Annotated in this window: 17 protein-coding genes; 16 read left to right on the top strand and 1 reads right to left on the bottom strand. The window is 64.2% G+C overall.

What is annotated here, in order from left to right; all coding sequences use genetic code 11:
- Nucleotides 1-83 precede the first annotated feature (83 nt).
- The 16 genes from NKJ46_RS11015 to NKJ46_RS10940 all read left to right on the top strand — a co-directional run bounded on the left by NKJ46_RS11015 (nucleotide 84) and on the right by NKJ46_RS10940 (nucleotide 15,455).
- On the top strand, nucleotides 84-1,823 hold the full coding sequence (locus NKJ46_RS11015; protein ID WP_352664820.1) for a relaxase/mobilization nuclease domain-containing protein: 1,740 nt from the start codon (nucleotides 84-86) through the stop codon (nucleotides 1,821-1,823).
- Between the two features lie 25 nt (nucleotides 1,824-1,848).
- Nucleotides 1,849-3,834, top strand: coding sequence for a conjugal transfer protein TraG (locus NKJ46_RS11010; RefSeq protein WP_352664818.1), 1,986 nt, complete (start codon nucleotides 1,849-1,851; stop codon nucleotides 3,832-3,834).
- A gap of 6 nt (nucleotides 3,835-3,840) precedes the next feature.
- Complete coding sequence (locus tag NKJ46_RS11005; RefSeq protein ID WP_352664816.1) at nucleotides 3,841-4,296, top strand: CopG family transcriptional regulator; 456 nt, start codon at nucleotides 3,841-3,843, stop codon at nucleotides 4,294-4,296.
- Nucleotides 4,297-4,659: 363 nt separating this feature from the next.
- Entirely contained in the window at nucleotides 4,660-5,007 is a 348-nt protein-coding gene (locus tag NKJ46_RS11000; RefSeq protein WP_502903391.1) for a type II toxin-antitoxin system RelE/ParE family toxin, read from the top strand.
- Nucleotides 5,004-5,318: a helix-turn-helix domain-containing protein gene (locus NKJ46_RS10995; protein ID WP_352664812.1), complete on the top strand. Its 315-nt coding sequence runs from the start codon at nucleotides 5,004-5,006 to the stop codon at nucleotides 5,316-5,318. Before NKJ46_RS11000 ends, NKJ46_RS10995 begins: the two co-directional genes overlap by 4 nt.
- A 217-nt stretch (nucleotides 5,319-5,535) precedes the next feature.
- Nucleotides 5,536-6,552 carry a P-type conjugative transfer ATPase TrbB gene (gene trbB, locus NKJ46_RS10990; RefSeq protein WP_352664810.1) on the top strand — a complete coding sequence of 339 codons (1,017 nt, stop codon included), beginning with the start codon at nucleotides 5,536-5,538 and terminating at the stop codon, nucleotides 6,550-6,552.
- 35 nt (nucleotides 6,553-6,587) lie between these two features.
- Complete coding sequence (locus NKJ46_RS10985; RefSeq protein WP_352665095.1) at nucleotides 6,588-6,881, top strand: TrbC/VirB2 family type IV secretion system protein; 294 nt, start codon at nucleotides 6,588-6,590, stop codon at nucleotides 6,879-6,881.
- A gap of 29 nt (nucleotides 6,882-6,910) precedes the next feature.
- Nucleotides 6,911-7,177: a VirB3 family type IV secretion system protein gene (locus tag NKJ46_RS10980; RefSeq protein ID WP_269906768.1), complete on the top strand. Its 267-nt coding sequence runs from the start codon at nucleotides 6,911-6,913 to the stop codon at nucleotides 7,175-7,177.
- A 14-nt stretch (nucleotides 7,178-7,191) separates the two neighbouring features.
- Nucleotides 7,192-9,630, top strand: a complete 2,439-nt coding sequence (gene trbE, locus NKJ46_RS10975; protein WP_352664806.1) for a conjugal transfer protein TrbE — start codon at nucleotides 7,192-7,194, stop codon at nucleotides 9,628-9,630.
- Nucleotides 9,627-10,385: a P-type conjugative transfer protein TrbJ gene (gene trbJ, locus NKJ46_RS10970; protein WP_352664804.1), complete on the top strand. Its 759-nt coding sequence runs from the start codon at nucleotides 9,627-9,629 to the stop codon at nucleotides 10,383-10,385. The genes trbE and trbJ overlap by 4 nt, the downstream gene beginning before the upstream one ends.
- Nucleotides 10,372-10,791 carry a putative entry exclusion protein TrbK-alt gene (trbK-alt, locus tag NKJ46_RS10965; RefSeq protein ID WP_352664802.1) on the top strand — a complete coding sequence of 140 codons (420 nt, stop codon included), beginning with the start codon at nucleotides 10,372-10,374 and terminating at the stop codon, nucleotides 10,789-10,791. The genes trbJ and trbK-alt overlap by 14 nt, the downstream gene beginning before the upstream one ends.
- Before the next feature lies 1 nt (nucleotide 10,792).
- Nucleotides 10,793-12,154: a P-type conjugative transfer protein TrbL gene (trbL, locus tag NKJ46_RS10960; protein ID WP_352664800.1), complete on the top strand. Its 1,362-nt coding sequence runs from the start codon at nucleotides 10,793-10,795 to the stop codon at nucleotides 12,152-12,154.
- 2 nt (nucleotides 12,155-12,156) lie between these two features.
- Nucleotides 12,157-12,840 (top strand): conjugal transfer protein TrbF, encoded by a 684-nt coding sequence (trbF, locus tag NKJ46_RS10955; protein WP_352664798.1) that lies wholly within the window; start codon nucleotides 12,157-12,159, stop codon nucleotides 12,838-12,840.
- Nucleotides 12,837-13,976 carry a P-type conjugative transfer protein TrbG gene (trbG, locus tag NKJ46_RS10950; RefSeq protein WP_352664796.1) on the top strand — a complete coding sequence of 380 codons (1,140 nt, stop codon included), beginning with the start codon at nucleotides 12,837-12,839 and terminating at the stop codon, nucleotides 13,974-13,976. The genes trbF and trbG overlap by 4 nt, the downstream gene beginning before the upstream one ends.
- The gene (locus NKJ46_RS10945; RefSeq protein WP_352664794.1) at nucleotides 13,973-15,229 is read left to right on the top strand and encodes a TraB/TrbI/VirB10 family type IV secretion system protein; all 1,257 of its coding nucleotides are present in this window, start codon (nucleotides 13,973-13,975) and stop codon (nucleotides 15,227-15,229) included. Before trbG ends, NKJ46_RS10945 begins: the two co-directional genes overlap by 4 nt.
- A gap of 1 nt (nucleotide 15,230) precedes the next feature.
- Nucleotides 15,231-15,455, top strand: coding sequence for a DUF2274 domain-containing protein (locus tag NKJ46_RS10940; protein WP_352664792.1), 225 nt, complete (start codon nucleotides 15,231-15,233; stop codon nucleotides 15,453-15,455).
- A 27-nt stretch (nucleotides 15,456-15,482) separates the two neighbouring features.
- On the opposite strand, the gene NKJ46_RS10935 is transcribed toward NKJ46_RS10940, so the two are convergent.
- Nucleotides 15,483-16,427, bottom strand: a complete 945-nt coding sequence (locus NKJ46_RS10935; RefSeq protein WP_352664790.1) for a LysR family transcriptional regulator — start codon at nucleotides 16,425-16,427, stop codon at nucleotides 15,483-15,485.
- Between the last annotated feature and the right edge of the window lie 6 nt (nucleotides 16,428-16,433).

The following is a 16,433-nucleotide window of genomic DNA, read 5'->3' as shown; positions in this document are numbered from 1 at the left end:
GGTGCGAGTATCTGGCGCACCGCGCTAGAACAACGATTTGCGCGTGATTTCCGTGCCTTGGCACGATGTGCGGATCTCTTTAGATGACTGGCGAGGACGATCTTCGAATCCGCCCCGGCCGCATCCGCTCGTCAGGCACCCAGCGCGCCAGGCCCTTTATCGCGCAGGCGCTTGCCGCCGCCCAGAAGGCCGGCGCCCGCATCTCTCGCTCGGGCCGGATCAGTCCGGGCAATCGCTCGACCTTTGGGCGTGGCCGCTCGGCGAGTGTGCGCGCCAATCGTCTCCTCACCGGCCGCTCGCGCATTGTGATCATCAAGACACGGCTGGTGCGCCATCACTCGCGCGCAGCGCCGCTTGCGGCCCATCTCACCTATCTGCGCCGCGAGGGCGTCACCCGTGACGGGGAGAAGGCAAGGCTGTTCGGGCCGGAAGGCGAGGAGGTGGATGGCGGTGCTTTCGCCGCGCGGTGTGGCGATGATCGGCACCACTTCCGCTTCATCGTCTCGCCCGAAGATGCCGTCGACATGGCGGACCTCAAATCCTTCGCCCGCGATCTAATGGGGCAGATGGAAAAGGACCTCGGCACGAAGCTCGATTGGGCGGGCGTCGATCACTGGAACACCGACAATCCGCACCTTCATATCATTTTGCGCGGCCACACTGATGACGGGCAGGATCTTGTGATCTCCCGCGATTACATCAAGGAGGGGATGCGCGCCCGTGCGGCCGATCTTGTTACCCAGGAACTCGGCCCGCGCACCGATCTCGACATCCGCCGCAATCTGCAGCGCGAGGTCGAAGCCGAACGCTGGACCCGGCTGGACCGGCAGCTTGTTCGCGATGGCCGCGACACAGGCGTTGTCGATCTTGCGTCCCCGGCGAACGCTCAGCCCGATGAGTATCACGTGCTGAAGGTCGGGCGAGCGCGCAAGCTCGAAACCCTTGGTCTTGCCGAACAGGTCGGCCCGGGCCAATGGATGATCGACGACAAGGCCGAGGCGACGCTGCGCGAGCTTGGCGAGCGCGGCGACATCATCAAGCGGATGCACCGCGCCTTGACAGAACAGGGCATCGAGCGCGGCACGGCGAATTATGTGCTGGCGGCGGAGCGCCTCGACACGTCGATCGTCGGTCGGCTGGTCGACCGCGGCCTCGATGATGAACTGAAGGGCAGCGCGTATGCCGTGGTCGATGGCACCGACGGCCGCACACATCACATCAAGCTGTCCGACCTCGACGCCGCCGGCGACAGCGCTCCGGGTTCGATCGTCGAACTGCGCAAGTTCCATGACGCGCAGGGACATCCGCGCGCAGTACTCGCCGTCCGTTCCGATCTCGATATTGAGCGGCAGGTTACCGCCGCCGGCGCGACTTGGCTTGACCGTCAGAATATTGCCCGCGAACCGATTGCGCTATCGGAATCCGGTTTCGGCGCGGAGGTACGGCAGGCAATGGAGCGCCGTACCGACCACCTCGTCCAACAGGGCCTCGGCGAGCGGCATGGCCGACGCACAACCTTCGCCCGCAGCCTGATCGACACGCTGCGTCGCCGCGAACTGGAGGCGCTCGGCGAAAAGCTCTCGGCCGAAACCGGCCAGCCTTTCAACCGCGCCCGCGGCGGCGAATATGTCACCGGTTCCTACCGGCAGCGCTTCATGCTCGCGTCGGGCCGCTTCGCCATGATCGATGACGGCCTCGGTTTCCAACTCGTGCCCTGGACGCCGTCCCTGGAAAAACATCTTGGCCGCCACGTCTCTGGCGTCGCTCGCAATGACGACGGCATCGACTGGAGTTTTGGCCGCAAGCGAGGCCTCGGCCTCTAACCATGTTGAAGAAAGGACCGCTTCTATGTCCGCCACCAAAATACTCTGGGGCCAGATCCTCGCGGTCTCGATGATCGTGCTGATCACAACCTGGGGCGCGACGCAATGGGTGGCCTGGCGCCTGGCGTTCCAGCCCGAGCTCGGCAGGCCATGGTTCCATGTCCTGGGTTTTCCCTTTTACCTTCCGCCGTCCTTCTTCTGGTGGTGGTATGGCTTCGATGCCTACGCGCCGTCGATCTTCGTGGAGGGAGCCTTTATCGCGGCTTCCGGCGGTTTCGCCTGCGTCGCCGTCGCCATAGGCATGTCGGTATGGCGGGCACGCGAGGCCAAGAAGGTCGAGACCTACGGTTCGGCCCGCTGGGCCAACAAGCAGGAAATCAAGGCAACTGGGCTTCTTGGGTCAGATGGAGTGGTGCTTGGGCGATATGACGGCGCCTATCTGCGCCACGACGGACCAGAGCACGTGCTGTGCTTCGCGCCAACACGTTCGGGCAAGGGCGTCGGCCTTGTCGTCCCGTCACTGCTGACCTGGCCGAACTCCGCAGTCGTCCATGACATCAAAGGCGAAAACTGGCAACTCACCGCAGGCTTCCGCGCCAAGTATGGCCGGGTCCTGCTGTTCGATCCAACCAATCCAAAATCCTCATCCTACAACCCACTACTCGAGGTGCGCCGCGGCGAATGGGAAGTCCGCGACGTCCAGAACATCGCCGACATTCTGGTCGATCCCGAAGGCTCACTCGAGAGGCGAAACCATTGGGAGAAAACCAGCCATGCCCTGCTGGTCGGCGCGATCTTGCATGTCCTCTACGCCGAGCCGGACAAGACGCTTGCCGGCGTCGCCGGCTTCCTCTCCGATCCAAAGCGTCCGATCGAATCGACGTTGTCCGCAATGATGAAAACGGCGCATCTGGGTGAAGCTGGTCCGCACCCGGTCATCGCCAGCGCCGCGCGAGAACTCTTGAACAAATCCGACAACGAGCGCTCCGGCGTCCTGTCCACCGCCATGTCTTTCCTTGGCCTCTATCGCGATCCCGTCGTGGCAGAGGTCACGCGCCGCTGCGAATGGCGCATCACAGACCTTGTCGACGACAAGCATCCGACGACGCTCTACCTCGTCGTGCCGCCGTCCGACATCAACCGGACCAAGCCGCTCATTCGCCTGATCCTCAATCAGATCGGTCGCCGCCTGACCGAAGATCTGCAGGTGAGGGCGCAAGGGCACCGGCTGCTCCTGATGCTCGACGAGTTCCCGGCGCTTGGCCGTCTCGACTTCTTCGAGTCGGCGCTCGCCTTCATGGCCGGCTACGGGCTGAAAAGCTTCCTGATCGCTCAATCCCTCAATCAGATCGAGAGGGCTTACGGTGCGAACAACTCGATCCTCGACAACTGCCATGTCCGGGTAAGCTTTGCCACGAATGATGAACGCACCGCCAAGCGCGTGTCCGACGCGCTGGGAACAGCGACCGAGATGAGGGCCATGAGGAACTATGCCGGCCACAGGCTTTCGCCGTGGCTCGGCCATCTCATGGTCTCCCGCTCGGAGACGGCTCGCCCTCTGCTCACACCGGGTGAAGTGATGCAACTGCCGTCAACCGACGAGATTGTCATGGTCTCGGGTGCGCCGCCGATCCGCGCCAAAAAGGCGCGCTATCATGAGGATGCTCGCTTCCGGGAGCGTATCTTGCCGCCGCCGGTGCTGACGGCGGGGGCAGAGCAGGGAAGGCCCGACGACTGGACCAGACTGCCTCTGCCTTCCCGTCCCCAGATTGCTGAAGCCATGTCGGCGCCGTCGGCCACGGATGACGACACGACTGATTCCGAGCGTCGTCGGCAACCTGAGCTCAGTCGCGTCGAGCAGGTCGTGAAGCCTTCGACCGAGAACGAATTCGAGATCGATCACCTGGACGACGTGGAGGACGAGGTTGCCCGCAACCGTCGACTGACGCGCCTCATGCAGGGCATTGCGCGGCAGGCGTCGCTCGACCCCGGCGACGGCGTGGATATGTGAGGCTCCATGGTAAAGCCACCCCGCAAACAACGCCTGTCCGTCTATGTCGATCCGAAGGTCATGAGCAGGCTGGCCGAACATGCGGCCCGCCGAGACTTTTCACGGTCGCTCGTCGCGGAGGCGGCAATCGAGTCGTTCCTGTCACCCGATACCGCCGAGCGGCAGGAGGCGGCGATCACCAAGCGGCTTGACCAGCTGGATCGGCGTATGACGCGCCAGGAGCGCGATGTCGCGATTGCCGTGGAGACGCTCGCTGTTTTCGTCCGCTTCTGGCTGGCGACAACACCAGCGTTGCCCGAGCCTGCGGCGCAGGCAGCCCACGCCAAGGCTGGCGAGCGCTATGATGCCTGCGTCACCGCGCTCGGCCGGCGCCTGGCGAAAGGTCCAAAGCTCCGACAGGAAATCTCCGAGGATATCGATGGCGGCCTGGACACAAACCAGCCCGGCAGGCCCGTGGGCTAAATGGACGGGCGGACTGAGATTTTGCAAGCATCGATATGTCAAAGCATATCAAAGCGTTGGAATGATATGTTGTCATAGAACATGCTTTGCCAACCTGTCGAGTTTGGCAGACGAGAGCTAGAGAGCCGCAGGGCGGGGTCGCTGATACGGGAACCATGTTGGGCGCGAAATCCGCAATTTAAGATCCGTGATTGCATGAGGGACCACGCCTTTATGAGCTTCTATGATCACCTGGAAAAAACAGCCGTCTGAGCCGAACCAGTATTTTCAGTGGCTAGGCGGTGTCAGGATTTTTCGTTGAAAAATTATAGTCTGTATGCTATAAGGCAAGGGAGAATGAAGAACCAAAAGCCCGCTGTATGGATGGGGTCGTCGAAGGCCGACCTGCGCGAGTTTCCGGTCGATGTTCGCCGGTTGATGGGTATCGCAATCAACGACGCCCAGAATGGTGAGGAGCACCCGGCTGTCAAAGCCCTGAAAGGGTTTGGGGGCCGCAGCATCCTCGAGGTGATCGACGACTTCGACGGAGATACCTATCGGGCCGTCTATGCTGTGCGCTTTGCCGGGGTGATCTACGTGCTTCATTGCTTCCAGAAGAAGTCGAAGAAGGGCAGGGAGACACCCAAGCACGAAATCGATCTCGTCACAGTACGATTGAAGGCGGCCGAGGCGCACTATCGCGAAAACTACGGGAAAGGAACAAAGTCATGACAGAAGACATCACCGCCGAAGTGAGCAGCGGCAACGTGTTTGCGGACCTGGGCTTTGACAATCCCGAAGAGGAATTGCTCAAGGCTAAGCTGGCCCGCGAGATCCGCGCCATTATCAAGCGCCGGCGCCTGACCCAGGCGAAGTCGGCTGAACTGCTCGGAATGAAGCAGCCCGACGTCTCCGCGATCGCCACCGGGCGCACGGGTAAGTTTTCAATAGACAGGCTGGTTCGCTGTCTGGACCGGCTCGACTACAAGGTCGACGTGGTGGTTCGCCACAAGCCTCGACGGTCAACTCGTGAGGCCGCTTGACCAGACCGCTTTGCCGACGAGCGCACAATTGACGGCGAGCGCCGCCCTTGCCTGAAGATCGTCAGCCTGTGATTGCCGGTCGGCACCGCCGATCTCCTGTATTTGCACGCTACGCCACTACGCTTCGACATAGGTGTTGAAACCACTCGAGATGTGGCTCTCTTAATCATCCCCGTCCAGGGGTCGCCCATGTCCCCCGGATCGAAACGGGGACAGGATGGCAGCTTCCCATCACAATTCAGAAGGTCTGGCGCGCGGCGCACGTATGTTGCGCACAGCGCTCGGACCTGCGATCGCGCGCTATCTCGACGACGCGGGCGTCGTCGAAGTGATGCTCAACCCCGATGGGCGCTTGTGGATCGATCGCCTGTCCGAGGGGTTGTCCGACACAGGAGAGCGTTTGTCGGCAGCGGACGGCGAACGCATCGTTCGCCTCGTCGCTCATCATGTGGGCGCCGAAGTCCATGCCGGCGCCCCACGTGTCTCGGCCGAGCTGCCCGAGACGGGGGAGCGGTTCGAGGGGCTTCTTCCTCCCGTCGTCGCGGCGCCCGCCTTCGCGATCCGCAAGCCCGCCGTCGCCATCTTCACCCTCGAAGATTATGTCGCGACCGGGATCATGTCGGCGCGCCAGGCGGACGCGCTGCGCCAGGGCGTTGCCAACCGCGCGAACATCCTCGTTGCAGGCGGCACATCCACGGGCAAGACCACGCTGATCAACGCGCTGCTCGCTGAGGTGGCCAAGACTGCCGATCGCGTCGTCATTATCGAGGATACGCGCGAGCTGCAATGCGCCGCGCGCAATCTCGTGTCGATGCGCACGAAAGACGGGGTCGCGTCGCTCTCCGATCTTGTTCGCTCATCGCTGCGCCTGCGCCCCGACCGCATTCCGGTCGGCGAGGTGCGCGGGGCCGAGGCGCTCGAGCTGCTCAAGGCCTGGGGCACCGGCCACCCCGGCGGCCTTGGCACGATCCACGCCGGCAGCGCCATTGGCGCGCTCCGCCGCATGGAACAGCTCATCCAGGAAGCCGTCGTCACGGTTCCACGCGCTCTGATCGCCGAGACGATCGACCTGGTTGCCGTCCTTTCCGGCCGCGGCTCCGCGCGCCGTCTGTCCGAACTCGCCCGTGTCGATGGCCTGCGCCCGGACGGTGATTACCAGGTCGCGTCAGCCGTCCTCGAGGGCGACGACAGCCCGACCTTGCTCATCCAAAGCCCTGAAGGAGAAAATCCGTGATCCAACGCCTGCGCCTCTCGCGCCATCGTCTCGCCATGACCGTTTCCGTTCCCACGCTCGTCCTGGTCATGGCCGCGCCCGCCCATGCCTCCGGCTCGTCGATGCCGTGGGAACAGCCGCTGCAACAGATCCTCCAGTCGATCGAAGGCCCGGTCGCCAAGATCATGGCGGTAATCATCATCATCGTCACCGGCCTGACACTCGCCTTCGGCGACACGTCGGGTGGCTTCCGCCGGCTCATCCAGATCGTGTTCGGCCTGTCCATCGCTTTCGCGGCGTCGAGCTTCTTCCTGTCGTTCTTCTCGTTCGGCGGCGGAGCGCTGGTCTGATGGCGGGTTCGGTCGAACAGAGCGGGTCAATGCCGGACTACGCAGTGCCGGGTTATGCGGTCCTCGTGCACCGGGCGCTGACCGAGCCGATCCTGCTCGGCGGCGCCCCGCGCGCCATTGCCATCATGAACGGGACGCTCGCCGGCGCCGTGGGGCTGGGACTGCGTCTCTGGCTCGTCGGCCTCGCCATCTGGGCGATCGGCCATGTTGCCGCCGTCTGGGCCGCCAAGCGCGATCCGCTTTTCGTCGACGTCGTTCGCCGGCACCTGCGCATCCCGGCGCATCTCACGGTCTGAGCGAGGTCGCGCCGATGATGAACCTTGCCGAATATCGCAATCGTAGCAGCCGGCTCGCCGACTTCCTGCCCTGGGTGGCATTGGTCGGCGCCGGCATCATCTTAAACAAGGACGGCAGCTTCCAGCGCACCGCGCGCTTTCGCGGACCCGATCTCGACAGCGCCGTGCCGGCCGAACTGGTCGCCGTCGCCGGCCGGCTCAACAATGCCTTCCGCCGTCTCGGCTCCGGCTGGGCGATCTTCGTGGAGGCGCAGCGCCATGCCTCGACCCGCTATCCCGACAGCCGCTTTCCGGATGCGGCCTCGACGCTGGTCGATGCGGAACGCAAGGCGGGCTTCGAGGAGGCCGGCGCGCATTTCGAGTCCAGCTACTTCCTGACGCTCACCTATCTTGCGCCCGCCGAAGACACCGCGCGCGCGGAAAGCTGGCTCTACGAAGGCCGCGAGAAGAAGGGCCTCGACCCCAACGCGGCGCTGACCGGGTTCGCCGATCGCAGCGACCGCGTCCTGCGCCTTGTCGAAGCCTTCATGCCGGAGTGCCGCTGGCTCGATGACGCCGAGACGCTGACCTATCTGCATGGCTGCGTCTCGACCAATCGCCACCGTGTCCGCGTTCCCGAAACGCCGATGTATCTCGACGCCATGCTGGCCGACCAGCCGCTGACCGGCGGGCTCGAGCCGCGGCTTGGCGCGTCGCATCTGCGCATTCTCACGGTCACGGGATTCCCGACCGCGACCACGCCGGGTCTGCTCGACGAATTGAACCGCCTGGCCTTCCCGTATCGCTGGTCGACACGCGCGATCCTGCTCGACAAGACCGATGCCACCAGGCTGCTGACAAGGATCCGGCGTCAATGGTTCGCCAAGCGCAAATCGGTCGCCGCGATCCTCAAGGAGGTGATGACCAACGAGGCGTCCGTTCTCGTCGACACCGACGCTGCAAACAAGGCCGCCGATGCCGACATGGCGCTTCAGGAGCTCGGCGCCGACTATGCGGGCATGGCTTATGTTACCGCGACGGTGACGGTGTGGGATGATGATCCCGGCACCGCCGACGAAAAACTGCGCCTGGTCGAAAAGGTCATCCAGGGTCGCGATTTCACGGCGATTATCGAAACCATCAACGCCGTCGACGCCTGGCTCGGCAGCCTGCCGGGTCACGTTTACGCCAACGTCCGTCAACCTCCCATCTCCACCCTCAATCTCGCCCACATCATTCCGCTTTCCGCGGTGTGGGCGGGGCCGGAACGGGACGAGCATTTTGCAGCGCCCCCTCTGCTCTTCGGCAAGACCGAAGGCTCGACCCCGTTCCGGCTTTCGCTTCACGTCGGTGACGTCGGCCATACGCTGATCGTCGGCCCGACCGGAGCCGGCAAGTCCGTGCTGCTGGCACTGATGGCGCTCCAGTTCCGCCGCTATCCAGGGTCACAGGTTTTCGCCTTCGATTTCGGCGGCTCGATCCGCGCGGCGGCACTCGCCATGGGCGGCGACTGGCACGATCTCGGCGGCGATCTCAGCGATGGGGCCTTCGACAGCGTCAGCCTTCAACCGTTCGCGCGTGTTCATGATGTCCCCGAGCGCGCCTGGGCCGCCGACTGGATCGTGGCGATCCTGACGCGCGAGAATGTGGCGATCACGCCCGAGGTCAAGGAGCATATCTGGACGGCGTTGAGCTCTCTGGCGTCCGCGCCTGTCGAGGAGCGCACGATCACTGGTCTGGTCGTGCTGCTGCAATCAAATGATCTCAAGCAGGCATTGCGCCCGTATTGCGTCGGGGGTCCCTATGGCCGGTTGCTCGATGCCGAGCGCGAGCATCTCGGATCGGCGTCGGTCCAGGCATTCGAAACCGAAGGGCTGATCGGAACGGGTGCCGCGCCCGCGGTCCTGTCCTATCTCTTCCATCGCATCGAGGACCGGCTCGATGGCTCGCCAACCCTTCTCATCATCGACGAAGGCTGGCTTGCGCTTGACGATGAGGGTTTTGCCGGCCAGCTCCGCGAATGGCTGAAGACGCTGCGCAAGAAGAACGCCAGCGTCATCTTCGCCACGCAGTCGCTCAGCGACATCGATGGCTCGGCGATCGCGCCCGCGATCATCGAAAGCTGCCAGACCCGGCTTCTCCTGCCCAACGAGCGCGCCATCGAGCCTCAGATTACCGCGATCTATCGCCGCTTCGGCCTCAACGATCGGCAGATCGAGATCATCGCGCGGGCGATGCCGAAGCGCGACTATTACTGCCAGTCCCGTCGCGGCAACCGGCTGTTCGAGCTCGGTCTGTCGGATGTGGCACTCGCGCTTTGCGCCGCGTCCGCGAAGACCGACCAGGCCGCGATCTCCAGCATCGTGGCCGAGCACGGCCGCGACGGTTTCCTCGCAGCCTGGCTCACCTACCGTGGTGTCGGCTGGGCCGCTGAACTCGTTCCCGTCCTAACCAGCAAGGAGAAATCCCCATGAAACTGCTCCGTTCCGTTGGCATGCGGCTCGCTGCTGCCCTGCTTGTCGCGCCCGTCGCGCTCTCGCCCATCCTGGCGACGCCGGCACACGCCTTCATCGTTTTCGATCCGTCGAACTATTCGCAAAACGTCCTGACGGCGGCGCGCTCGCTCGAGCAGATCACCAACCAGATCACCTCGCTTCAGAACGAAGCGCAGATGCTCATCAACCAGGCCCGTAATCTCGCCAGTCTGCCGTTCTCCTCGCTGCAACAGCTCCAACAGTCCGTGCAGCGCACGCAGCAGTTGCTCGGGCAGGCGCAGAACGTTGCCTACGACATCCAGCAGATCGATCAGGCCTTCCAGCAGAAATACGGCAACGTCTCGCTGTCGGCTTCGGATCAGCAACTCGTCGCCGACGCGCGCTCGCGCTGGGGCAACACGGTTGGTGGCCTTCAGGATGCCATGCGGGTGCAAGCGGGCGTTGTGGGCAACATCGACACCAACCGAACGCAGATGTCGGCGCTGGTCGGCCAGAGCCAGGGTGCGACAGGCGCGCTTCAGGCAACACAAGCTGGCAACCAGCTCCTCGCACTTCAGGCGCAGCAGCTCGCCGATCTCACCGCTGTCGTCGCCGCGAACGGTCGGGCGCAGGCGTTGCAATCGGCCGAACAGGCCACCGCCGCCGATCAGGGCCGAGAGCAGCGCCGGCGCTTTCTGACGCAGGGCTCGGGCTACCAGCCCGGCAGTGCGCAGATGTTCTATGGCAAGAACTGAGGCCGGCGCGATGGAGGGCAAGATCCTCGCTCGCGTCGGCGCAGTCGTCTTCATCGCGGTCGCTTTAACGGTCACTGCAATCGAGATGAGCAGTAAGCACGATGAGCCTGACGTTCCTGCGACGCGAGACCGTCCCCTGGCGTCACAAGACGCACTTGCGACCGAATTGCGCCGCTGTTCCGGGATTGGCGAGGCCGGTCCTCGCGATCCCGGCTGTCTGAAAGCGTGGGCAGAGAGCCGGCGCCGGTTTCTCGGTCAACGTGACTCGGCAACCGCGCCTGCTCCGGTAGCGCCGACAACGCTGTTTCCGAATGTGCCGGCGTCAGCCGACCGGAAAGAAGGGACGCGGATGGATGTGACCGCTCCCGCGATGCAGGTCGAGCCGCCCCGGCCGGAGGCTCGCTGACATGGGCGGCATGGGCGTCATCGACCATTTCCTCGAAGTCTTCACGCGCTACATCGACAGCGGCTTCGGCCTGCTCGGCGGCGAGGTCGGCTTCATCGCCACGACCCTGATCGTCATCGACGTGACGTTGGCTGCGCTCTTCTGGTCCTGGGGTGCGGACGACGACATCATGGCGCGCCTCGTCAAGAAGACTCTGTTCGTCGGCGTCTTCGCCTATCTCATATCCAACTGGAACAATCTCGCCCGCATCGTCTTTGAAAGCTTCGCCGGGCTTGGCCTAAAGGCTTCGGGTACGGGTTTTACCGTCAACGATCTCATGCGCCCGGGCAAGGTGGCGCAGACCGGGCTCGATGCCGGCCGGCCGTTGCTGGACTCGATCTCGGAACTGATGGGCTATTGGTCCTTCTTCGAGAACTTCATCCAGATCGCCTGCATGTTCTTCGCCTGGGCGCTGGTGCTGCTCGCCTTCTTCATCTTGGCAATCCAGCTTTTCGTCACGCTGATCGAGTTCAAGCTGACGACGCTCGCCGGTTTCGTGCTGATTCCCTTCGGTCTGTTCGGCAAATCCGCGTTCATGGCCGAGCGGGTGCTCGGCAACGTCATCTCGTCCGGCATCAAGGTGCTGGTGCTCGCCGTCATCATCGGCATCGGCTCGACCCTCTTCTCCGAGTTCACTTCCGGATTCGGCGGGACCACGCCGTCGATCGACGACGCCATGGCGATCGTGCTGGCCGCACTGTCGCTGCTCGGCCTTGGCATATTTGGACCTGGCATTGCCAACGGCCTCGTCTCCGGCGGCCCGCAGCTCGGCGCGGGGGCGGCGGTCGGCACCGGGCTCGCCGCCGGCGGCATGGGAGCAGTGGGCGCAGCGGCCGGCGGCGCAGTCGTGTCCGGAGGTGCGGCTGTCAGCGGCGGTGCTGCGGCGGCGGCCCGTGGCGGTGCCGCCACCGCGGGCAGGGCATCCACAGCCTACGGCCTCGGCGCGGCGGGACAGTCAGGCTTTCCCGGGGTTGCATCCGGGCTCGGCGGTGTGATCAGCGCCGGCGCCCAGGGTGCCATCTCACCGCTGAAGCGCGCGGCTAACAATGCGGCGGGCAGCATGAAGCAGAGCTACCAGTCCGGCGCTCGCGCTGCCTTCGAGGCGACGGGCGGATCATCCACTGCTGGCACAGTCGGCGCCAACGCCGCCGAAGCCGGCTCCGCTCCCCTGGCGTCTCCCGCAACCGAAAGTCAGCCCGCCTGGGCGAAGCGTATGAAGCGCTCGCAACGCATGACCCATGGCGTTCAGGCCACCGCTCACGCCGTTCGCAGTGGCGACAGCCATGGCGGCGGCTCCTCGATCAACCTCTCTGAAAGCGACTGAGCATGTTCAAACGACCGTCCACGCATTACGGCAAGTCCCCACAACCCGAGACGCCCTATCAACGCGCTGCCCAGGTCTGGGACGAGCGCATCGGTTCGGCTCGCGTGCAGGCGCGCAATTGGCGCACCATGGCTTTCGGTTGCCTGGCGCTTGCCGCGGGCTTCTCCACCGCACTCGTCTGGCAATCCGCCAACGGCTCGATCGTGCCCTGGGTGGTGCAGGTCGATCGTCTCGGCCAGGCGCAGGCTGTGGGACCGGCGGTCGGCGACTATCAGCCGAACGATCCGCAGATTGCCTTCTACCTGGCGCACTTCATCGAACAGGTGAGGTCGATCCCTGACGATCCGATCATCGTGCGCCAGAACTGGCTGCGCGCCTACGACTTCACGACGCAGGGCGGGGCGCTGGCTCTCAACGACTATGCGCGCGCCAATGACCCGTTCACCAAGGTCGGCAAACAGCAGGTCGCCATCGACGTGTCGTCGGTCATCCGCGCATCGCCGGTGAGCTTCCGCATCGCCTGGGTCGAACGCCGCTATCAGGATGGTTCACTCGCTTCCACGGAGCGCTGGTCCGCCATTCTCACCATTGTCGTGCAGCAACCGCGCGACGCCGACGCGCTGAGAAAGAACCCGCTTGGCATCTACATCAACGCCATCAACTGGTCGAAGGAGCTTGGACAATGATGCCCGCACTCTGCAAAGCCGCCCCCAGGGGGCGTCCGGCTTTCGTCATTCGCGCAATGCCGGCGTTCCGTAGGACAGCCTTTCCAGCACTTTTGCTTTTGACCTCAGCGCTTGCGGGCTGTGCCTCCAGGCAGAAGCCGCCGGAGATTTCCTATGACGATCCGGTCCCGGCCGTGCAGGCCTTCGATCCGCCCCCGCCCGTCAAGGTGGTAGAGCTGTCAAAGCCGCTGCCGCTTCCCGGCCAGTTGAAGCCGGTCGGCAAGGCCGCAAAGCCCGAGCCGGAACCAACCGATCCGGCCGCGCGCGTGAACCTGGCTAACGCCGCAGCGCGCGTCCAGCCTGTGCGCAACGGCTTCATCAACTCGATGCAGGTCTATCCGTTCGTCGATGGCGCGCTTTATCAGGTCTATGCATCGCCGGGGCAGATCACCGACATCGCGCTCCAGTCCGGCGAGCAACTCGTCGGCTCCGGTCCAGTCGCCGCCGGCGACACCGTGCGCTGGATCATCGGCGATACCGAGAGCGGAGCGGGCGGGGCCAAGCAAGTCCACATCCTCGTCAAGCCGACGCGCGCCGACCTTCTCACCAATCTCGTCATCAATACCGATCGGCGTACCTATCACATGGAACTGCGCTCGACGCCGTCGACATACATGGCATCCGTTTCCTGGCAATACCCGCAGGACCAACTCATCGCCTTGCGCAGGCAGAACCAGCAGGCTGAGGCTGCACAGCCGGTCTCGACAGGCATCGATCTTTCTCGCGTCAATTTCCGCTACCAGGTGACAGGCGATCGCGCACCATGGCGGCCGTTGCGCGCATTCGACGATGGCAAGCAGGTGTTCATCGAGTTCCCGCGAGGCATCGGCCAGGGCGAGATGCCGCCACTCTTCGTGGTCGGGCCGGAAGGCGACACGTCAGAGTTGGTGAACTATCGCGTGCGCGGCAACTACATCATCGTCGATCGGCTGTTTGCCGCCGCCGAGTTGCGCTTCGGCGCCGGCAAGAACCAGCAGCGCATCCGCATCTCCCGCACCGATGGGGTGCGGAGCAGTCGATTTTCATGGATGCGTGGCCCTGGTGAGACCCCGCCAGCGACGTACCTCCGAACAGACAGGGGAGGGTCGTCATCATGAGCGACAAAATGGATCCCGGGAAGGAAGAAGGCCTGGGGCCGGCGAATGACGCCCGGCCGGAGGCACCGGTCGACGATGACGCCCGGCCGTTGACAGGCGAGCCGGCCGCGGCCATGCGGCTGCGCGCCGAGCCGCCGCGCGTGACGCGTCTGTCCCGCAAGGCGCTGGCCGGATTGGGGCTCGCCGCTAGCCTCGGTGTCGGCGGTGCCCTGATTTACGCGCTGCAGAACCGTCAACAAGGCCAGGGTCAGGAGCTGTATTCAACGGACAATCGTTCGACGCCCGATGGGCTCGCCGGCCTGCCAAAGGACTATGCCGGCGTTCCGAAGCTTGGCCCACCGCTTCCCGGCGATCTCGGCCGCCCGATCTTGAACGCGCAAAATGGCGGCGCCGCGCCATCGACCGGCCCCGCAGGACCGGACCCGCAGGAGCAGCGCCGGGAGCAGGAGCTGGAAGCGGCGAGGACCGCGCGTCTGTTCGCGTCCACGCAAACACGGCCCGCTAGTGACGCGGCTGTCGCGCAGCCTGGACCAGGCACGACAGGCACCCCGTCATCACAGACCGACCTCGCCAGCCTTGGCCTCACGCCGCAGCCGGCGACGCCCTCGGCGCAGGACCGCCAGCGCGCGTTCCTCGATCAGCCGCCGGACAAGCGCACCGTCTCGCCTGACCGCGTCGCGGCGCCGGCGTCGAAGAACGTCCTGCAGGCGGGCGCCGTCATCGCGGCCGCTCTCATCACGGGCATTCGCTCCGACCTGCCGGGTCAGATTACCGCGCAGGTAACGGAGAATGTCTATGACAGCCCCACCGGACACATCCTTCTCATTCCGCAGGGCACGCGCCTCATCGGCCAGTATGACAATGGTGTCGGCTTCGGCCAGCGTCGCGTGTTGCTGGTCTGGACCAGGCTGATTTTTCCTGACGGCCGCTCCATCGTTCTGGAACGCGAGCCCGGCGCGGATCCCGAGGGCTATGCCGGCCTCGAGGATGGCGTCGATTATCATTGGGGCGAGCTGTTCAAGGCTGCCGCGCTTTCCACGGTTCTGAGCATCGGGGCGCAAGCAGGCTCATCGGGCGAAGAGAGCGACATCATGCGCGCTCTGCGCCAGGGTGCTTCCGACAGCATCAGCCAGACAGGCCAGCAGATCGTCCAGCGACAGCTCAACATAGCGCCGACACTCACCATCCGACCGGGATACCCGGTGCGCGTCATCGTCACGCGCGATCTCGTGCTTGAACCTTACGGAGGCTGAAATGGCCAAGCTGAAACTGGGGCCAATTGCCGACGACAAACCCGTCAAGGTCATGGTGGAACTCCCCGCGTCACTGCATCGCGACCTAGCCGCTTATGCCGAGATACTTGGCCGCGACGCGGGGCAACGGCCCGCCGATGCGCCGCGCCTCATCGTTGCGATGTTGGAGAGGTTCATTGCGACGGATCGGGGCTTTGCCAGGGCAAAGCGTTCGGAAGGTGGCTAAGGGCCGGACGACTGAAGTCGAACCGCGTTAGTCGCGCCTCCGAGTCATGGGAGTTTCGCGCTTAACGTGGGTAGCCTCAGGTCGCGTTGCAGTCACCATGTTTCTTGCGGTCCCAACCAGCCGCAGAAGCGCACGCTTCGGGTTCGATTCCAGCCAAACCGCCTTAATCGAACTGATGCTGTTCTGACCGTCGATGGGTTTCCACACTGTAGCGTCGACGGCGACTGTCCTGGCAAAACCGTCGCCCGCCAAAGTAACGCCGTGACCGAGTTGGACCTTGAGGATGACCGTCGCTTCGCTCGCGCAACATATTTGAATAGCGGGGCCACCATCTGCGGCAATCTTTTCCAGCAAAACCGGATCCTGCGGCGATCCGCCCGAAACCAGCAGACAAGTATCTGCAAGATCCCTCCATCTGACTGCCGGCCTTTCAGCGAGAGGATGGCCACCGGGCAGGAGAACGAACAAGCGCTCGTGCCCAAATAGCTCGCTGCGGCATAAGGCGCCGTTCTCGAGCCCGTGCGTGAAGACGATGTCAAGGCGCCGGCGACGTATTGCCGCCAGACACTGTTCATGGGGAACGTCCTCGATGGCGATGCTCACGTCCGGATGTAAGCTGCGAAATCGATCGACAAGGCGCGCCACGAACGCCCGGCCCATCTGGCCGCACAACCCTATCTTGACTGTTTTGGCATCCTGGTCGCCAGGACCACCTCCGGCCATGGCATCTTGCAAGCCTTCATAATGGGCCCGGACGAGGTCAGTCCAGGCCCGGCCTGCTTCGGTCAGCCGAACACCATGGACGTCGCGATCAAACAACTGCATGTCCAGCAATTGTTCGAGAGCAACGATGTTGCGGCTGACACAGGATTCCCTGACTCTGAGAACTCTTGCGGCCTGCCTGAGGCTACCATGGTCGACAGCTGCGAAGACATGGTCCAAACGGCGCAACGTGTTGTTGACCTGTCTCAAGGCACA

Source organism: Mesorhizobium sp. M0166, assembly GCF_040322255.1.
Classification (GTDB): Bacteria; Pseudomonadota; Alphaproteobacteria; order Rhizobiales; family Rhizobiaceae; genus Mesorhizobium.
This window is presented reverse-complemented; position numbering and strand designations above follow the sequence as displayed.

Excerpts from the sequence above, each read along its gene's own strand:
- NKJ46_RS11015 (WP_352664820.1), top strand. The coding sequence starts at position 84 with ATGACTGGCGAGGACGATCTTCGAATCCGCCCCGGCCGCATCCGCTCG.
- NKJ46_RS11010 (WP_352664818.1), top strand. The coding sequence starts at position 1,849 with ATGTCCGCCACCAAAATACTCTGGGGCCAGATCCTCGCGGTCTCGATG.
- NKJ46_RS11005 (WP_352664816.1), top strand. The coding sequence starts at position 3,841 with ATGGTAAAGCCACCCCGCAAACAACGCCTGTCCGTCTATGTCGATCCG.
- NKJ46_RS11000 (WP_502903391.1), top strand. The coding sequence starts at position 4,660 with ATGGGGTCGTCGAAGGCCGACCTGCGCGAGTTTCCGGTCGATGTTCGC.
- NKJ46_RS10995 (WP_352664812.1), top strand. The coding sequence starts at position 5,004 with ATGACAGAAGACATCACCGCCGAAGTGAGCAGCGGCAACGTGTTTGCG.
- trbB (WP_352664810.1), top strand. The coding sequence starts at position 5,536 with ATGGCAGCTTCCCATCACAATTCAGAAGGTCTGGCGCGCGGCGCACGT.
- NKJ46_RS10985 (WP_352665095.1), top strand. The coding sequence starts at position 6,588 with ATGACCGTTTCCGTTCCCACGCTCGTCCTGGTCATGGCCGCGCCCGCC.
- NKJ46_RS10980 (WP_269906768.1), top strand. The coding sequence starts at position 6,911 with ATGCCGGACTACGCAGTGCCGGGTTATGCGGTCCTCGTGCACCGGGCG.
- trbE (WP_352664806.1), top strand. The coding sequence starts at position 7,192 with ATGATGAACCTTGCCGAATATCGCAATCGTAGCAGCCGGCTCGCCGAC.
- trbJ (WP_352664804.1), top strand. The coding sequence starts at position 9,627 with ATGAAACTGCTCCGTTCCGTTGGCATGCGGCTCGCTGCTGCCCTGCTT.
- trbK-alt (WP_352664802.1), top strand. The coding sequence starts at position 10,372 with ATGGCAAGAACTGAGGCCGGCGCGATGGAGGGCAAGATCCTCGCTCGC.
- trbL (WP_352664800.1), top strand. The coding sequence starts at position 10,793 with ATGGGCGGCATGGGCGTCATCGACCATTTCCTCGAAGTCTTCACGCGC.
- trbF (WP_352664798.1), top strand. The coding sequence starts at position 12,157 with ATGTTCAAACGACCGTCCACGCATTACGGCAAGTCCCCACAACCCGAG.
- trbG (WP_352664796.1), top strand. The coding sequence starts at position 12,837 with ATGATGCCCGCACTCTGCAAAGCCGCCCCCAGGGGGCGTCCGGCTTTC.
- NKJ46_RS10945 (WP_352664794.1), top strand. The coding sequence starts at position 13,973 with ATGAGCGACAAAATGGATCCCGGGAAGGAAGAAGGCCTGGGGCCGGCG.
- NKJ46_RS10940 (WP_352664792.1), top strand. The coding sequence starts at position 15,231 with ATGGCCAAGCTGAAACTGGGGCCAATTGCCGACGACAAACCCGTCAAG.